Genomic DNA, 17,104 nt, shown 5'->3' on the forward strand with positions numbered 1-17,104 from the left:
CGGGCGATCCGGGTGGAACGCTCGGTGACCACGTGGTTTCCCTTGTCCGACAAGGGAACCGGTCAACCCGCAGCTCCCCCTTGATCGGCGCCGGGTACCCCTGGTCGTCCACTGTGCTCACTGTGCTCGGTGAACTCACAGTGCTTGGTGGACTCAGTGTGCTCGGTCGGCCCCGGCTCGCTGACGCCGTCGAGGAAGCACTGGATCTCGGCCTCGCTCGGCGCCGGGTCGTCCGGTTCGTCGTGCGGCTGCGCCAGGACCGGCGGTGTGTGCTCGGCCCACGGCGCCTCGCCGTGGTCGGGCAGCAGGCCCTGCTGGGCGGCGAAGTTCTCCGCCGCGGCCCGGATCGCGTCGCGCAGCGCGCCAGCCACCACCGACTGGGCGGTCTCGGTCAGCTCCAGCAGCAGCGCGCGGACCTGCCCCAGTTGGTCCTCCTCGACCGCGTCGGCGGCCAGCGTCGGCCACAGGTGCTTCTCGAACAGCGCGGTGAAGTCGGCGGCGATCGCGGTGCTTGCGGCGTGCACCCGGTCGAAGGTGTCGAGCATCTCGGTCTGCGGGACCCGCAGCCGGGTCAACCGCAGGCCCGCCTCCGCCGCCCACCGCCGGGTGTGCGGCCAGCCGCGGCGCCAGCGCAGGATGCCCACCCTGGTCGCCCGCGCGACCAGGGTCGGTTTCAGCTGCCTGGCGGGCACCGTCGAGAGCAGTTCGCCGACCCGCAGCGGCACCCAGTCGTCCGGCCCGCCCGCCCCGTCGAGGCCGAGCACATCGCCGACGCGGGCCCCCAGGTCTCGCGCGGCGATGAGCTCGGCTATCGCGGGCAGGGAGAAGCCGCGCTGCTGCAACCGGTGCACCAGGCCCAGCCGCTCGACGTGCGTGCTGTCGTAGCGGGCCGTGCGGCCCTGCCGCCGCGGCGCGTGCAGCAGGCCCTTGGTCTGGTACATGCGGATCGTGCTGGTCGGCAGGCCCGCCTCGGCGGCGAGCTGCTCGACGGTCAGCGCGGTGTCCCGTCCCACGATTCGATCATGGCCCGGGTCGGTGGCACGAGTCAAGACTCTTCGAGTGAACACTCGAAGAATCAGAGCTTGAGCAGCATCCTGGTGTTGCCCAGGGTGTTGGGCTTGACGTACTCCAGGTCCAGGAACTCCGCGACGCCCTCGTCCATCGACCGGCGCATCTCGGCGTACACCTCGGGGCTCACCGGTGTCCCGTCGATGGCCACGAAGCCGTGCCTGGCGAAGAAGTCGGTCTCGAAGGTCAGCACGAAGATCCGGCCGAGGCCCAGCTCGCGGGCGACCTCGATCAACTGGCGGGCCAGCACGTGGCCGACCCCCTTGCCGCGCGCCCCGGGCGCCACCGCGATCGTGCGGATCTCGGCGATGTCCTCCCACAGCACGTGCAGCGCGCCGCAGCCGACCAGCTCGCCGCCCACCTCGGCCACCCAGAACTCCTGGATGTCCTCGTACAGCGTCACCAGTGGTTTCTCCAGCAGGACCTTGCCGACGTAGGTGTCGATGACTGCCTTCATGGCGCGGACATCGGTCACCCGGGCCCGCCGTACCAGGGGGTTCACAACGGCCCAACTTAGACCCCGCGACGCGGCGGCCCGGCCACGGGCAGAATCGACACGCCTGCCGAACCAACCAGAGGAGTCCCATGCGCGAGGCCGTGATCTGCGAGCCGCTCCGCACCCCGGTCGGCCGCTTCGGCGGTGTGTTCACCGGGGTCGGGGTCACCACCCTCGCCGCGGCCGTGCTCGGCGAGCTGGTCCGGCGCACCGGCGTCGACCCCGCCCTGGTCGAGGACGTCGTGTTCGGCCAGTGCCACCCCAACGGCGACGCCCCCGCGCTCGGCCGGGTCGCCGCGCTGGACGCGGGCCTGCCGATCTCGGTGCCCGGCACCCAGGTCGACCGCCGCTGCGGCTCCGGCCTGCAGGCCGTCCTCGACGCCGCCATGCGCGTGCAGACCGGCGTCAACGACGTCGTGATCGCCGGTGGCGCGGAGAACATGAGCCAGGTCGAGTTCTACTCCACGGCCATGCGCTGGGGCGTCAAGGGCACCGGGGTGGAACTGCACGACCGGCTGGCGCGCGCCAGGGTGACCGCGGGCGGGGTCAACCACCCGGTGCCCGGCGGCATGGTCGAGACCGCCGAGAACCTGCGCCGCGACTACGGCATCAGCCGCGCGGAGCAGGACGAGCTGTCCCTGCGCTCGCACCAGCGCGCCGTCGCCGCCATCACCGCGGGCCGCTTCGACGACGAGGTCGTCGCCGTCGGCGAGGTCACCCGCGACGAGCACCCGCGCGCCGACGCGAGCCTGGAGTCGCTGGCCAAGCTCAAGCCGATCATGCGCCGCCAAGACCCGGACGCCACGGTCACCGCGGGCAACGCCAGCGGCCAGAACGACGGCGCCGCCGCGTGCCTGGTGACCACCCCGGAGCTCGCCGCCGACCTCGGCCTGCGGCCCTTCGCGCGGCTCGTGAGCTGGTCGGTGTCGGGGGTCGACCCGGCGCGGATGGGGCTCGGGCCGGTCCCGGCCACGGCGCGGGCCCTGGAGCGGGCAGGCCTGACGCTGGCCGACATCGACCTGATCGAGCTCAACGAGGCGTTCGCCGCACAGGTCATCGCGGTCACCCGGGAGTGGAACTTCAAGGACGCCGACTGGGACCGCACCAACGTCAACGGCTCCGGCATCTCGCTCGGGCACCCGCTGGGCGCGACCGGCGCGCGCGTCCTGGCGACCCTGCTGCACCAACTCCGCCGCGCCGACGGGCGCTACGCGCTGGAGACGATGTGCATCGGGGGCGGCCAGGGGCTCGCCGCGGTCTTCGAACGGGTGTGATCACCTCGCCGGTGCCTGGTCTGTGCCGCTGCGCGCTGACCAGGCTCTGCGCGATTCTCTAGCCCGGAGCTTCACCCGTTCCAGCGACAGAAGTTATCCACATGTGGATCTTCGCTGCCCCGCTTCCAAGATCCACTGTCGGCGGGGCCTAGTAGACTGGCCCTGGGGCCGCCCCCCGGAGAGGGTGGGGGCTGCGCCCCCGTCGCGTGTGTGTGCGCGCGGGGTGGGGGAGGGGCGGTAAGGCACCTGGCTCGGCGGGGGCAGGCCTTACGTTGGCGGGCGGGTTCTATAGGTCTGCGGGGCGGGGCCTTGCGTAGGTGAGGACAGGCCAAACCTGGCAGCGTTGCGCACTGCGGCAGAGGGCACGCGGCTCCTCGCACAGGGATCGGACAAGGATCGGGCAGAGCGGGGTCAGGTCGCGTCGAACTCGGCGATCAGGCGGGCGGGGGCTCGGGCGCGCCAGGCTTCCAAGAGGATGTCCTCCAGGTCGGGCACCGCTATCTCCGTCAACCGCACCAGCACCGAGGCGTAGCCGTCGTAGTGCGGGGTGGTGAAGTAGCGCGCGGGGTCTTCGGCGATAAGAGCGTGCTTCTCGGATTCGTCGGCTACCCAGGCCACGAGGGTGGTGGGGTCCTTCAACCGGGCGAAAAGCTTGTCGCGCACTCGGAAGCCCGGGGTGCCGTAAGAGGGCTTCTCGGTCGTGCCAGGTAGTGCCAATGCGGCTGTGCGCACGTCGTCTTCGGTGACCATGGGGTCATCCTGTCCCGGACCCGGTCGGGAAGCACGTGTCCAACCCCTGGACACCGGGCGGTTACCCTTGCCCCGTGTCCTCTCCCACCACACCACGCCGTGTCGCCATGCTCACCCTCGGGTGCGCCCGCAACGAGGTCGACTCCGAGGAGTTGGCGGGTCGGCTGGCCGGGGGCGGCTGGGACTTGGTCGACGCCGAGGAGACCCCGGATGTGATCGTGGTCAACACCTGCGGGTTCGTCGAGTCGGCCAAGAAGGACTCGGTGGACACGCTGCTGGCCGCCGCCGACACCGGGGCCAAGGTCGTCGCGGTGGGGTGCATGGCGCAGCGGTACGGCACGGAGCTCGCCGAGAGCCTGCCCGAGGCGTCCGCCGTCCTGGGCTTCGACCACTACCCGGACCTGGCCGAACGGCTCGGCGACATCGTGGCGGGCCACAGCATCCCCTCGCACGTCCCGGTCGACCGGCGCACGCTGCTGCCGATCTCGCCGGTGGAGCGCCAGCAGACCGACGTCACCGTGCCCGGCCACGCCTGGGGGCCGACGGTGGCCCGCAAGCGGCTCGACGACGGTCCGGTCGCCTCGCTCAAGATCGCCTCCGGCTGCGACCGGCGCTGCTCGTTCTGCGCGATCCCGTCCTTCCGCGGGTCGTTCGTCTCCCGCCTGCCGGACGAGATCGTGGCCGAGGGCGTGTGGTTGGCCAGGGAGGGGGTACGCGAGATTGTGCTGGTCAGCGAGAACTCCACCTCTTACGGCAAGGACCTCGGTCGTGAGCACGCGGGCCAGGGCGCGCTAGAGGCCGTCTTGACCCGTCTAGCGGACATCCCGGGCATAGACCGGGTACGCGTGTCGTACCTGCAGCCCGCGGAGACCCGGCCGAACCTGCTGCGCGCTATAGCCACCACGCACGGCGTCGCGGACTACTTCGACATGTCCTTCCAGCACTCCAGCGAGCCCGTCCTGCGCCGCATGCGCCGCTTCGGCAACACCGAGTCCTTCCTCGGCCTGGTCGAGCAGATCCGCGCGCTGTCCCCGGAGGCGGGCATCCGCAGCAACGTCATCGTCGGCTTCCCCGGCGAGACCGAGGCCGACGTCGACGAGCTCGCCCGGTTCCTCACCGAGGCCAGGCTCGACGCGGTCGGCGTGTTCGGCTACTCCGACGAGGACGGCACCGAGGCCGAGGGCCTCGACGGCAAGCTCGACGCGGACACCATCGGCGCCCGGGTCGCCCGGATCTCGGCGCTGGCCGAGGAGTTGACCGCCCAGCGCGCCGAGGACCGGATCGGCACCGAGGTCGTGGTGCTCGTCGAGCGCGAGGAGACCGACGACGAGGACTGCGTCGGCCGCGCCGCGCACCAGGCGCCCGAGGTCGACGGGGAGTGCGTGGTGCTCGACGGCGAGAAGTACGCCGCCGGGGACCTGCTGCGCGCCCGCGTGGTGGACACCGAGGGCGTCGACCTGGTGGTCGAGGTCATCGAGGTCGTCCCGCGCGCGAACCCGGGGCCGCAATGAGTTCGGCCGCGACCGGCGGCGACACCGTCGGCGGCGAGGACCGCGCCGAGGTGATGACCCCGCTCGTCCCCGACCCGGTCGACCTCACGACCGTCCCGCCGGTCGTCGCGGTGAACGCCACAGCCGTGCCCGAGTTGCCCGAGCCCACCAGGGTCCCGCTGCTGAACGTGGCCAACCTGCTCACCATGACCAGGCTGGTGCTGGTCCCGGTGTTCCTGGCCGCGCTGTTCACCGAGGACGGCACCGACACCACCTGGCGGCTGGTGGCGTTCGCGGTGTTCGCGCTGGCCTCCATCACCGACCACGTCGACGGCAGGCTCGCCCGCAAGCACGGCCTGATCACCGACTTCGGCAAGATCACCGACCCGATCGCGGACAAGGCGCTCACCGGCGCCGCCCTGGTCGGCCTCAGCGCGCTCGGCGAGCTGCCCTGGTGGATCACCATCGTCATCGCCGTGCGCGAGGTGGGCGTCACCCTGCTGCGCTTCTGGGTGATCCGGCACGGCGTCATCCCGGCCAGCCGCGGCGGCAAGCTCAAGACGCTCACCCAGGTCTTCGCCATCGGCGCCTTCCTGCTCCCGCTGCCGGACTGGATGAGCCCGGTCCCCTGGGTGTCGATGGGCCTGGCCGTGGTGCTGACCGTCGTCACCGGCGTCGACTACGTCATCCGCGCCGTCCGGCTGCGCGCCCGCGGCCTGCGCGCCACCGGCAAGTGACCCCGGCCCAGGTCATCGCCGCCCTCAAGGCGGCGGGGCAGACCGTCGCCGCGGCCGAGTCGCTCACCGCGGGCCTGGTCACCGCCACCCTCACCACCGTCCCCGGCGCCAGCGCGGTGGTCCGCGGCGGCCTGGTGGTGTACGCCACAGACCTCAAGGCCACCCTCGCCGGGGTCGACCCGGCCCTGCTCGCCGCCCGCGGCGCGGTGAACGCCGAGGTGGCGGCCCAACTCGCCGCGGGAGCCCGCACCCGCTGCGGCGCCGACATCGGCGTCGGCCTGACCGGCGTCGCGGGCCCGGACCCGCAGGACGGCGTCGCCCCGGGCACCGTGCACATCGCCCTGGTCAGCCCGCGCGGCGAACTCCGCGAGCTGCTCGAGGTCCCCGGCACCCGGGAAAACGTCCGATCAGCGGCCGTCGCGGGCGTCCTCGCGCTCATCGGACGGGACCTCGGTACCCTTTCGGCGTGAACCCAGGGTCGCGCTCCGTGCCCGCCCAGGTCGTTCGCTCTTGGCGGACTACCCGGGAAGTCGCTGCGCGCTGTCTGTTCCCGTGGGTAACGTTGTCGGTGTGACGGCTGCGCGCCGTCCCGCTCCGGCACCTGCTCCAGGGCGGGTGCGGGGCGCGGACCCGGGCCAGTCCGAGGAAGGGAGGTGCGCGATGACCGTGCTGTTGCGCGAGGCGATCGGTGATCGGCTCCGACACGCCCGCACCAACCAGCGGCGCACGCTGCGCGAGGTCTCCCGCTCCGCGCGGGTCAGCCTCGGCTACCTCTCCGAGGTCGAACGCGGCCGCAAGGAGGCCTCCAGCGAGCTGCTGGCCGCCATCTGCGACGCGCTGGAGCTACCGCTGTCGGAACTGCTGCACAAGGTCGCCTCCGACATGGGCGCCCTCACCTCGGTCGAGCACGGCGTCCCCGACCGCGTGGGCCCGGACCCGGTGGAGAAGATCGAGGCCATGGACGCCCTGGCCCCCGACCCCGGCCCAGCCGTCACCGTGGAGGGCGGCCGCCTCCTGCCCGCCGTCATCGGCGAGAACCTGGCCGACCTGCGCATCCAGCCCGTCCTCTCGCACCGCATCGACCCCCCCATGACCAACGCCCACGCAGGCGCCGTCTTCGCCGCCTGACCCAGGCTCCCCGCCCACTGCCCGGGACGCTCGGTGGCCTTTGGCTGCCTGCCCAGCACCACCTGTCGATCCTCGACGCGGCGCAGATCTCTAGGCGCCACGCGGACTGGCCACCCCACTTAGCTGGCTACGGGGCACTCGCTGGTGCCATCCCGGCCTCCGTCAGGTCTGCCCCAGCCCACCTCCGGCCGACCAGCGGACACTCGGACCCGGCGGTGCCACCCGAGCCCCCGCTAGGTCCGCCCCAGCCCACAGTGCCAGCCCGTGGACAGTCGGACCCAGCGGTGCCAACTGGCCTTCCGTCAGGTCCGCCACAGCCCACCTGATCAGCACCTGGACACTCGGACCCCTGCGGTGCCAACCCGCCCCCCGTCAGGTCCGCCCTAACCCACCTTCCCAGCGCCTGGACAGTCGGAACGGCCGGTGCCATCTCAGCCCGTTCTCGGCTGTCCTGCCAGCCCAGCGCCTGGACAGTCGGAGTCGCTGGTGCCAGGTGCTCGATGGGGTGGACCTGTTTTGTGTGGGGGGACGGCACCCGTAGCGTTTCCGCGCGGCAGGGCCAGTCTTTTGGGCCCCTGCTTTGCGGTTCTGCGTCGGGTGTCGTAGGGGCCCCGCACAAAACAGGTCCACCGCATCGAGCTTTTCACCAAAATCGCGGATCGGGCGCCGAGGTCGCCGCTAGGCGACGAGGCCGTCCGATCCGGTGGCCGAGCTCGCCGCCAGGCGACGAGGCCGTCCACCGGAGCCGAAGGCGGAGGCCCGAATCCCTTGCGACGCACTCCCAACCCCGGCCTACGCCAAGATCATCTACCGCAAGAGCCCCCGATATACAGCCTACCGAGCAGCACCGACAAATCGGACACCTCAACCAACCGCCTGTGGATAACTCCCACGGCAAGCCCCGCCAGCCCCCACCACCAGCGACCGCGCAGCGCCACCCAAGCGCCCACCGCAGGACCAGGGTCCGGGGATACCCCGAAGGCCAGTCCGCTTCCTCAGGGGAGATCCATGAGGTGATCCCTGATTTCTGCTGGGTCCGGTGGAACCGCCCGCACGCACCTGACACGATGGAACCCACAGATGGGACCCCCTCCGCCAGCCGGGGGTGGAACCAACATAGGTGCCGGTCCGTTGCCGTGTTGTCGGCACGCGGGGTGAGCAGTGGAACCGGCAGAGGGATGAAGCAGGCGGAGGACGACGATGGCCAACCCGTTCGTGAAGTTCTGGAAGTACCTCATGGCGTCGTTCTCGTCGAAGATCGATGAGCACGCCGACCCGAAGGTGCAGATCCAGCAGGCCATCGAGGAGGCGCAGCGGCAGCACCAAGCGCTCTCGCAGCAGGCCGCCGCGGTGATCGGCAACCAGCGGCAGCTGGAGATGAAGCTCAACCGCCAGCTCGGCGACGTGGAGAAGCTGCAGGCCTCGGCGCGGCAGGCGCTGGTGCTCGCCGACGAGGCGCGCGGCAAGGGCGACGAGCAGAAGGCGCAGCAGTTCGAGAACGCCGCGCAGGGCTTCGCGACCCAGCTGGTGACCGCCGAGCAGGGCATCGAGGACCTCAAGACGCTGCACGACCAGGCGTTGCAGGCGGCGGGGCAGGCCAAGCAGGCCGTCGAGCGCAACGCGATGGTGCTGCAGAACAAGCTGGCCGAGCGGACCAAGCTGCTCAGCCAGCTCGAGCAGGCCAAGATGCAGGAGCAGGTGTCGCGCTCGCTCAACCAGATGAGCGAGCTGGCCGCGCCGGGCAACACGCCCTCCCTCGAGGAGGTCCGGGACAAGATCGAGAAGCGCTACACCACCGCGCTCGGCTCGGCCGAGCTGGCGCAGAACTCGGTGCAGGGTCGGATGATGGAGGTCCAGATCTCCACCACCGAGCTGGCTGGCCAGTCCCGGCTGGAGCAGATCCGCGCCTCGATGGGCGGTGGCCCGGTCGGCCAGGTCACCAGCGGGCCTGCGGCGAACACCGCGGCGGCGTCCAACATCCAGGCCGAGATCCAGCAGCGGGTGGCCCAGGAGCAGAAGGCCAACCCGCAGGCCGGCTCCTGAGCGGGCCGCGATGGGGCCGCGCAGACACGAGCTGATCAGGATGGGCGGCGAGCTGGTCGAGCAGTTGCGCGGCCCGTACGCCCAGCAGGTCCGCGAGGCCATCACCGGCTGGCGCGACCCCCGGGCCAAGGCCCTGCGCCAGCGCCGCCGCGCGCTGCGCCGGGCCCGGCTGTGGACCGCGACCGGCGTCACCACCGGCACCGGCGCGGTCGTGGTCGAGACCGCGGCCATCGCCCCCGGGGTCGCCGCCCCGGCGCTGATCGGGGCGGCGGTGATCTCCGGGATCGCCGCGATCACCACCGGGGTGCGCTCGTGGCGGCTGCACAAGCAGCCGCTGCCCGAGGGCCCACCGCCCCCGGTCGTGCTGCCCGGGCGCGGCTCGCAGGCCCGCGAACCCATGACCCGCCTCGCCGAGGCCGAGGACACCCTGCGCGAACTGCTCGCCCAGCTGTCCCGCGGCGCCCTGGTCCCGCCGGACGCGGTCACCGAGGCCCGCGACACCGGTGCCGAGGCCGCGGCGGCGTTGCGCGCCGTGGCCGCCAAGCTCCAGGTCGTCGAACGGGCCCGCGAACACGCCCCACCCGTGGAGCGCGGTCACCTGACCGAGGGCGTCCGCGCCCTGCGCGTGCAACTGGACAACGGCCTCGACGGCTACGGCGGACTCGTCGCCGCGGCCGCCCGGGCCCTGGCGGCGAGCTCCGTGGCCACCCCCCGGCACGACCTCACCGACGCCACCGACCGCCTCGCGGCGCTGGCCTCGGCCCTGCGCGACCTCTCCCGCGGCTGAGCCGCGACCCCGAACCCGGCGCGGCCCCCCGAGGCGCCCGCCCGGCCACCGCTCAAGAACAAAGCCGCTGAGCAGCCCCCGAATCGAGCCTAGGGGGCTGGGCGGGCGTGGCGGGAGCACGCGGTCGCGATCTGTGGACGGCCACCGACGTTGTGGACAGCTCGGGGTGCGGGTGCGGGTGCGGCCCGGGCTGGGCGCGGGCGCGGAGGACACGGTCGGTGATCAGATGCGTGATCGTCCTCACCTGTTCGGACGCATCATGCGGGCGGTCCGCGTGCGTGTCACCCAGGACGACCGGAGCGCGCTGGCTGAGAGGGGAAGTCGATGGACACCACCGGGATGCGCCGGACCGTGACCGCCGAGATCACCAGGATGGCCGACTACGAGACCGGGTTCTGGGCGATCGTCGACGGCATGGGGGTCGACCGCGGCCAGGCCGGGCGGATGCTGGACGCGGCGGTGGACTGGATCGGCACCGGGCACGGCGCCACCAGCGACCCGTACGCCCTCGTGCTGTCCTGGATGCCGCGCTGACCGCCGGTCACCGAATTCCCAGATCGTCGCAACTGACTAGGTCATCAGTGTGAATATCACGGTGTCGTATCGACTCGCCGACTACGTGCTGTGGCACCATGCACGGCAGTGAGTCGGGGGGCGGGTTCTGCGGGGCGGGGTGGAGGCGGCCTTGGCGTTGTGGTCGGTGCACGGTGACGGCCGCCGTGTGCGTGACGGCGCCGTCGTCGCCCCGGACGAGCGGCTGAGCTGGCCGCTGACCATCGGGTTCGGCGTCCAGCACGTCGCCGCGATGTTCAGCGCGACCGTGCTGGTCCCGGCGATCACCCAGTTCCCGGTGACCACCACCCTGCTGTTCTCCGGGGTGGGCACACTGCTCTTCCTGATCATCACCCGCAACCGGGTCCCGGCCTACCTCGGCTCCTCGTTCGCCTTCATCGGCCCGCTCAGCGCCGCCCAGCACCACGGCATGGCCGCGCAGCTGGGCGGGGTGCTGGTGGCGGGTCTGCTGCTGGTCGGCGTCGGGGTCGCGGTCAAGGCGCTCGGCGTCCGGCTGCTCGAATCGATCATGCCGCCGGTGGTGACCGGCGCGGTGATCGTGCTGGTCGGGTTGAACCTCGCGCCGACGGCCACCAAGGCGTTCGGCGACCAGCCGGTGCTCGCCGCGCTCACCCTCGCCGTCATCGTCGGCTGCACCGTCGTGGCCAAGGGCCTGCTGTCGCGGCTGTCGGTCCTGGTCGGCGTGCTCGTCGGCTGGGTGGCGGCCTGGGCGTCGGGCAACCTCGACGGCACCCGGCTCGACGCGCTCGCGCACGCCGCGTGGTTCGGGCCGCCGCAGTTCACCGCCCCGCAGATCCAGCCCTCGGTCATCCTGCTGGTCATCCCGGTGGTCATCGTGCTGGTCGCGGAGAACGTCGGGCACGTCAAGGCGGTCGCCGCGGTCACCGGGCGCGACCTGGACGGCTCGGTGGGCGACTCGCTCATCGCCGACGGCCTCGCCACCGTGCTGGCCGGGTCCGGCGGCGGGTCCGGCACCACCACCTACGCGGAGAACATCGGCGTCATGGCCGCCACCCGCGTCTACTCGACTGCCGCCTACGGCGTCGCGGGCCTGACCGCGGTCCTGCTGTCGATGAGCCCGAAGTTCGGCGCCCTGGTCAACACCATCCCGGCCGGTGTCCTCGGCGGCGCCACGATCCTGCTCTACGGCATGATCGCCCTGGTCGGCGTGCGGATATGGCTGGCCGACCGGGTCGACTTCGCCGACCCGGTGAACCTGACCGTCGTCGCGGTCGCCGTGGTCGCGGGCGCGGGCAACCTCACCGTGCGCCTCGGTGACGCCGTCTTCGGCGGCATCGCCTGGGGCGCGGTCGCCGTCGTCTGCGGCTACCCGCTGCTGCGCTGGTTGGCCAACCGCGGTGGCCGCGAGGTCAGCGGGCGTCGACCGCGCGATTGATCCGCCGCACCAGCGCCGGACCCTCGAAGACGAACCCCGTGTAGAGCTGCACCAGGCTGGCGCCCGCGTCGAGCATCCGCAGCGCCCCGTCCACGTCGAACACCCCGCCGACGCCGATGATCGGCAACGCGCCGCCGGTCTCGCGCGCCACCAGCGCCACGACCTCCCGGGACCGCTCGGCCAGCGGCCGCCCGCTGAGCCCGCCCGCCTCCTCGCCGGTCGGCGCCTCCGCCGCGGTCAAGCCCGCCCGCCCCAGGGTCGTGTTGGTCGCGATCACCCCGGACACCCGGTGATCGGCGCAGACCTGCAACACCTCGCCGATGGCCTGGTCGGTCAGGTCGGGCGCGATCTTGACCAGCAGCGGCTTCACCGCGGCGCCGCCCGCGAGCCCGTCGGCCTCCCGGCGCAGCTCACCGACGAGCGCGTCGAGCGCCGCCCGGTCCTGCAGGCCGCGCAAGCCGGGGGTGTTGGGGGAGCTGACGTTGATCGCGAAGTAGTCGCCGTGCCGGTAGAGGGCCCGCAACGAGTGCCGGTAGTCCTCGACGGCCTCCTCCACCGGGGTGATTTTCGACTTGCCGATGCTGATGCCCAACGGGATCCCGACCGGCCCCAGCGCCGCCAGCCGCGCGGCGAGCGCGTCGGCACCGGCGTTGTTGAACCCCATCCGGTTGATGATCGCCTCGCTCTCGCGCAACCGGAACAGCCGCGGCCGCGGGTTGCCCGGCTGGGCGTGCCGGGTGACCGTGCCGACCTCCACGTGGCCGAATCCCAGGCCCGGCCAGGCGCGCAGCGCCCTGCCGTCCTTGTCCATCCCCGCCGCCAGGCCGACCACGCCCGGGAAGCGCACGCCGAACACGGTCCGCTCGGCCCGCGACCCGAACAGCCCGCGCAACCCCGAGACCGCGGGGCGGACGCCGCCGAGCCTGATCAACGCCGCCATGGTGCGCTCGTGGGCGATCTCCGGATCGCCGCCGCCGAGGGAGAACAGGGCGCGTCGGAGGAGTTGCTTGTAGGCCACGGCCACCATCGTGTCATTGCCGAGGCGCCCGCCCGGTGGTGGGCGGCATCCGCTGCGCGGGCTCGACTCGGTGCTCGATGAGGTGTTGACACCTGGCGTGCCGCAGGGGCCCGCGCGGCGGTCCACCCCGTCGAGCCCACCGCACTGCCCGCCGCACCGTGGACCATGATGGCGGGGTGAGCGACGTGGACGAGCTGTACGGCCTGCCCAGGGAGGAGTTCGTCCCGGCCCGCCGCGACCTGGTCAAACGCCTGCGCGCGGCGGGGGACCGCGACGCCGCGGCGCGGGTTGAGAAGCTGCCCAAGCCCACCACCTCGGCCTGGCTGGTCAACCGCCTGGTCCGCACCGACCCGGCGGGCGTCGACGACCTCGTGGCGCTGGGCGACGACCTGCGAGCCGCGCACACCCAAGCCGACGGTGCCCGCCTGCGCGAGCTCGCCAAGCGGCGCACTGAACTGGTCGCGGACCTGGTGACCCGCGCGGGCACCGACCTCAGCGAGTCGATCACCCGCGAGCTCGAGGAGATGTTCACCACCGCCATCGCCGACGAGGCCGCCGCGGCCACCCTGCGCGCGGGCCGCCTCGGGTCGGTCCGCGACCTGCAGGTCGAGCAGACCTGGCCCGGCCTGACCCTCGCCCCCGGGCCCACCGCCCCCGCGGCCTCGCCCGCCGCTCCCCGCCGCCCGGCGCGCTCCCGCTCCCGCGAGGCCCTCGCCGAGGCGAAGGCCCTGGTGAAGGACGCCGAGTCCCACCGCGCCGAGGCCGATCGGGCGGTCACCGCCGCCGAGGACGCTGTGACGGCCGCTGAAGAACGGGTCCGCGAACTCAACGCCGAACTGGACGCCGCCGAACACGCGGAACTCGACGCGCGCCGCGCCCTGCAAACAGCCCGCCGCGACGCCAAGGCGGCCGAGCGCACCGCGGGCCAGGCCTGGCGGAAGCTGCAGCAGGTCGAGGCCGAATAGGTTCCTCTGGGTGTCCGGGTCCTGGTCCCGGGCAGCAGACAGCCCCCGGGCGCGCTCCCCCCGACAAGGCGTGCGGGGGGCCCGGGGCGGACTGGGTCCCGGGTGCCCGAGGGCTGGGTGACTGCCTGGTTCTCGCCGGACCACCCCGCCGATGCGGGGTGCCAACCGGCTCCATCGTTCTCGGATGGGTGGTCCTAGCGGACAGCCACCTCACGAGTCCTATGGGAATTCACCGGTGGACCACCTCCTCTCTCGTGTGACCACAACCTATGCGCCGCACCGGACACCGTTCAATCGGTTTTCCGGGCTCCCCCGTGCGGGTGATGCTAGGGTGATCCACCACAAACGCTCGGTGTGTGAATATCACTCACCGTTGGCGAAGGGGGCTCTCGGTGCGCGCTAGTGGGGACCATCCCGGCCGCATCGCCGTCGGGGTGGTGGTGGGGGCCACCGCCGCCGCGCTGTTCTACGAAGGCATCGCAGCGGCGCCACCGGGGGTCCGGCCCGCCGCGGAGTCCGTGTCGGAGCCCATCCCGGCTTCCGCCGAGGCCACCACTGCGCCTGTGTCGACACAGGGATCCACGCTGCCGGTCGTCTTATCCACGTCCTTATCCCCAACGACAGCCCCGACCTCAACCACCTCGGCCACCTCGACGACGTCGACCACGCCCCCGGTCACCACCATCGCGCCAACAACCACGACCACCGCGGTCCCCACCACAACGACCCGGTCGACGACAACAACCACCACGACGACTACGCGCCCGACCCGCACTACGACGCGCGAACCGTGTGGCCTGATCTTCTGCTAGCGGCCCAACTTCGGGCGTTGCGCCCTGCCGAGGCAGTGCGGTGGGCTCGATTTGCGCGGGGACCCTGCAACTCCTCTTAGCGCGCGTCCGCAACGCAGGGGCCCGCAAGCATGGCCAACTCCCCCCCCGCCCCCGCAAAGCATGGCCAGGCTCCCCACGCGCGCGGGTCGGGGGCGCAGCCCCCACCCTCTCCGGGGGGCGGCCCCAGGGCCAGTCTACTGGGCACCACCGACAGTGGATCTTGAAAGAGGGGGCGTGAAGATCTACATGTGGATAACTTTTGTCGCTGGAACGGGTGAATGTCGGGGCGGAGAGGCTGCGGTGACCAGGGGAAACGGGCATTCAGCGGCTACGGCGGGCGGCTGCGGGTGAAACCGGCTCTCGGGTGATCAAGTAGAGCGGGCCCGGAGTCGCGGCACGCCTGCGACCTGCCGCGAGAAACGTTGAGGGTGTTGTCCCAGCGCAGAACGAGTCCGCACAGTCCGAGCAGTTGACGTGGTCGGGGGGCGTTTCGGCGGTGCGGCAGGCGGAGTGAGACGTGTGTCCACGCCGGAGCTGGGAGTGCGGTCGGCTCGATGGGGCCGAGCATCGACGGGGTCCGGTCCGTGCCGGGGCTGGGAGTGCGGTTGGCTCGATGGGGCGAACTTGTTTTGCGCGGGGCCCTACAACACCCGTGGCAGGTCCGCAAAGCAGGGGCCGAAAAGCATGGCCCTGCCGCGAGAAACGCTACGGGTGCCGTCCCCCCGCGCAAAACAAGTCCGCCCCATCGAGCAAGAACAGGAGGCGGGGTTGGTGGGGGTGGGGGCGGGACGTGAGAGGTGGGGGTGAGCACGGCCGGCCCATTGAGCAGGAACAGGAGTGGGGGATGGGGGGCGGGGGTGGGCTAGTGGGCCACTGGGCCGGGTTGGCACACCGGGCAGAAGTAGGCGATCCGTTCTTGCACGTCAGAGCCCTGGGTGGCCGCCACGATCTTTCCGCCGCAGACCAGGCACGGTGTGGTCCTGCGGCCGTACACCCACAGCCGCCGGTCGCGGCGGGGGTCGCCGGTGGTTACCCGGTCGGTGGTCAACTTGTTGCGGTCCAACAGGTCCCGGCTCACCGCCACCGCTCGGTCCAGGTCCACATCGGACACCGGGGTCCACGGTGACACGCCGAGCACGAAGCAGATCTCGGCCTTGAACACGTTGCCCACGCCCGCCAGCACCCGCTGGTCCAGCAACGCCACCCCGATCTCGCGCGCCGGGTCGCTGCCCAGTCGCGCCACCGCCTCGGCGGCGTGGGTGGGGCCCCAGCGCGGGTCCAGCAGGTCCGGTCCCAGGTGCGCGACCAGCCGGTCCTCGTCGGGGGTCGCCACCAGGTCCATCTCCTGCAGCAGGAACCCGATCGCCTGCACGTCCTCGGTCATCAGCACCGCGCGGGCCTGGTGGGCGGGCCGCCGCCAGCGGGTCCGGGCGGCGGCGACCTGCCAGACGCCGTCCATCGCCAGGTGGCTGCGGAAGCTCAGGTTGGTCGAGAAGCGCAGGAACAGGTGCTTGCCGACCGTGCGGGTGCCCAGCACGGTGCGGCCCCGCAGCTCCACAGTGGACAGCCGGGGGTGGCGCAGCTCACCGCCGGTCAGCACCCGCGACACCAGCGCCTCCGCCAACACGGCGGCGGTGCGGTAGACGGTGTCGCCCTCGGGCATCGGCTCAGTCGTCCGCGCTGTCGTCGGGGGACTCGTCGTCCGGCCAGGCGATGGCCTGGTGGCGGCCGCGGCCCCCGGTGCGCAGCACCCGCGCCAGCAGCAGGTTGAACGCCAGCGCCACCTCGCGCGCGCCCGGGGTGTGCCAGTGGTGGATCGGCAGGCACGCACCCTGCGCCTGCTGCACCGCCAGCCGGTCCGGCAGCGCGACCGGCATCACCAGCGACCCGAAGCTCTCCCGCAGCTCGGCGATGCGGAACTGGTGCTCGTAGGAGTGCGTGCGCACCTTGTTGACCACCACGCCCAGCGGCACCAGGTTCGGGTTCTGCTCGCGCCGGGTGTCCTCGACCGCCTCGAACGCCCGCTGCGCCCCGGACACCGCGTACATCGTGGGCTCGGTCACCAGCAGCGCGCCGTGCGCGGCCACCAGCGCCGACCGGGTCAGCCTGCCCAGCGAGGGCGGGCAGTCCAGGAGCACCAGTTGGTAAGGAAGCTCACCCTCGGCCAGCAGCGACCCCAGCTCCGCCAGCGCCCGGCCCAGCTTCTCCAGCCTGCGCAGCCCGGGATCGGGGTCGTTGAGCGATTCCAGCTCCTCCGAGCCGACCAGCACGTCCACCTCGTCGCCCCAGGCGCTGGGGGCGATCGCGGCGCGCAACACCGCGGGGCGCGGGGTCTCCAGCACGTCGGCCAGGGTGGCCTCGGTGTCGGCGGGGTCCAGGGTCGCGGTGGCGTTGCACTGCGGGTCGAGGTCGACCACCAGCGTGCGCGCGCCGCGGCGCAGGGCGGCCGAGGCCAGGCCGAGCGCCACCGTGGTCTTCCCCACGCCACCCTTGAGGCTGAGCACTGCCACCGTTTGCACGACCTAGACCTTAGAGTCTCTACAGTT

The 17,104-nt window shown here is 72.3% G+C and carries 17 protein-coding genes; 10 read left to right on the top strand and 7 right to left on the bottom strand.

What is annotated here, in order from left to right; translation table 11 throughout:
• Positions 1-62 precede the first annotated feature (62 nt).
• Positions 63-1,013 carry a MerR family transcriptional regulator gene (locus tag LV75_RS26650; protein WP_253889791.1) on the bottom strand — a complete coding sequence of 317 codons (951 nt, stop codon included), beginning with the start codon at positions 1,011-1,013 and terminating at the stop codon, positions 63-65.
• A gap of 62 nt (positions 1,014-1,075) precedes the next feature.
• A complete protein-coding gene (locus LV75_RS26655) occupies positions 1,076-1,570 on the bottom strand; it encodes an amino-acid N-acetyltransferase (RefSeq protein WP_308211045.1) in 495 nt (164 codons plus the stop codon).
• Between the two features lie 83 nt (positions 1,571-1,653).
• Between LV75_RS26655 and LV75_RS26660 the strand changes: the two genes are divergently transcribed.
• On the top strand, positions 1,654-2,838 hold the full coding sequence (locus tag LV75_RS26660) for an acetyl-CoA C-acetyltransferase (RefSeq protein ID WP_253889792.1): 1,185 nt from the start codon (positions 1,654-1,656) through the stop codon (positions 2,836-2,838).
• Between the two features lie 411 nt (positions 2,839-3,249).
• Here the strand turns inward: LV75_RS26660 and LV75_RS26665 are convergent, their stop codons facing one another.
• Positions 3,250-3,588, bottom strand: a complete 339-nt coding sequence (locus LV75_RS26665; RefSeq protein WP_253889793.1) for an MmcQ/YjbR family DNA-binding protein — start codon at positions 3,586-3,588, stop codon at positions 3,250-3,252.
• Between the two features lie 107 nt (positions 3,589-3,695).
• On the opposite strand from LV75_RS26665, the gene rimO reads away from it, so the two are divergent.
• From rimO to LV75_RS26705, 8 genes are all read left to right on the top strand, one after another.
• Positions 3,696-5,099, top strand: a complete 1,404-nt coding sequence (gene rimO, locus LV75_RS26670) for a 30S ribosomal protein S12 methylthiotransferase RimO (protein ID WP_253889993.1) — start codon at positions 3,696-3,698, stop codon at positions 5,097-5,099.
• 185 nt (positions 5,100-5,284) lie between these two features.
• Positions 5,285-5,815: a CDP-diacylglycerol--glycerol-3-phosphate 3-phosphatidyltransferase gene (pgsA, locus tag LV75_RS26675; RefSeq protein ID WP_372504238.1), complete on the top strand. Its 531-nt coding sequence runs from the start codon at positions 5,285-5,287 to the stop codon at positions 5,813-5,815.
• A complete protein-coding gene (locus LV75_RS26680; protein WP_253889795.1) occupies positions 5,812-6,285 on the top strand; it encodes a CinA family protein in 474 nt (157 codons plus the stop codon). The genes pgsA and LV75_RS26680 overlap by 4 nt, the downstream gene beginning before the upstream one ends.
• A 190-nt stretch (positions 6,286-6,475) precedes the next feature.
• Positions 6,476-6,943, top strand: a complete 468-nt coding sequence (locus LV75_RS26685; protein ID WP_253889796.1) for a helix-turn-helix domain-containing protein — start codon at positions 6,476-6,478, stop codon at positions 6,941-6,943.
• A gap of 1,200 nt (positions 6,944-8,143) precedes the next feature.
• The gene (locus LV75_RS26690; RefSeq protein WP_253889797.1) at positions 8,144-8,986 is read left to right on the top strand and encodes a PspA/IM30 family protein; all 843 of its coding nucleotides are present in this window, start codon (positions 8,144-8,146) and stop codon (positions 8,984-8,986) included.
• A gap of 10 nt (positions 8,987-8,996) precedes the next feature.
• Entirely contained in the window at positions 8,997-9,773 is a 777-nt protein-coding gene (pspM, locus tag LV75_RS26695) for a phage shock envelope stress response protein PspM (protein WP_253889798.1), read from the top strand.
• Positions 9,774-10,097: 324 nt separating this feature from the next.
• The gene (locus tag LV75_RS26700; protein ID WP_253889799.1) at positions 10,098-10,307 is read left to right on the top strand and encodes a hypothetical protein; all 210 of its coding nucleotides are present in this window, start codon (positions 10,098-10,100) and stop codon (positions 10,305-10,307) included.
• A 151-nt stretch (positions 10,308-10,458) separates the two neighbouring features.
• Complete coding sequence (locus LV75_RS26705; protein ID WP_253889800.1) at positions 10,459-11,742, top strand: uracil-xanthine permease family protein; 1,284 nt, start codon at positions 10,459-10,461, stop codon at positions 11,740-11,742.
• On the opposite strand, the gene LV75_RS26710 is transcribed toward LV75_RS26705, so the two are convergent.
• The gene (locus LV75_RS26710) at positions 11,717-12,760 is read right to left on the bottom strand and encodes a quinone-dependent dihydroorotate dehydrogenase (RefSeq protein ID WP_253889801.1); all 1,044 of its coding nucleotides are present in this window, start codon (positions 12,758-12,760) and stop codon (positions 11,717-11,719) included. The genes LV75_RS26705 and LV75_RS26710 overlap by 26 nt on opposite strands.
• A 176-nt stretch (positions 12,761-12,936) precedes the next feature.
• Here LV75_RS26710 and LV75_RS26715 point away from each other — a divergent pair, with 176 nt between their 5' ends.
• On the top strand, positions 12,937-13,725 hold the full coding sequence (locus tag LV75_RS26715) for a hypothetical protein (protein WP_253889802.1): 789 nt from the start codon (positions 12,937-12,939) through the stop codon (positions 13,723-13,725).
• Between the two features lie 466 nt (positions 13,726-14,191).
• Here LV75_RS26715 and LV75_RS26720 read toward each other — a convergent pair whose 3' ends face one another.
• From LV75_RS26720 to LV75_RS26730, 3 genes are all read right to left on the bottom strand, one after another.
• A complete protein-coding gene (locus tag LV75_RS26720; protein WP_253889803.1) occupies positions 14,192-14,500 on the bottom strand; it encodes a hypothetical protein in 309 nt (102 codons plus the stop codon).
• Between the two features lie 920 nt (positions 14,501-15,420).
• On the bottom strand, positions 15,421-16,221 hold the full coding sequence (locus tag LV75_RS26725) for a DNA-formamidopyrimidine glycosylase family protein (protein ID WP_253889804.1): 801 nt from the start codon (positions 16,219-16,221) through the stop codon (positions 15,421-15,423).
• 4 nt (positions 16,222-16,225) lie between these two features.
• The gene (locus LV75_RS26730) at positions 16,226-17,077 is read right to left on the bottom strand and encodes a ParA family protein (protein ID WP_253889805.1); all 852 of its coding nucleotides are present in this window, start codon (positions 17,075-17,077) and stop codon (positions 16,226-16,228) included.
• Positions 17,078-17,104: the final 27 nt, after the last annotated feature.

This window comes from Actinokineospora diospyrosa (assembly GCF_024171925.1).
Taxonomy (GTDB): domain Bacteria; phylum Actinomycetota; class Actinomycetes; order Mycobacteriales; family Pseudonocardiaceae; genus Actinokineospora; species Actinokineospora diospyrosa.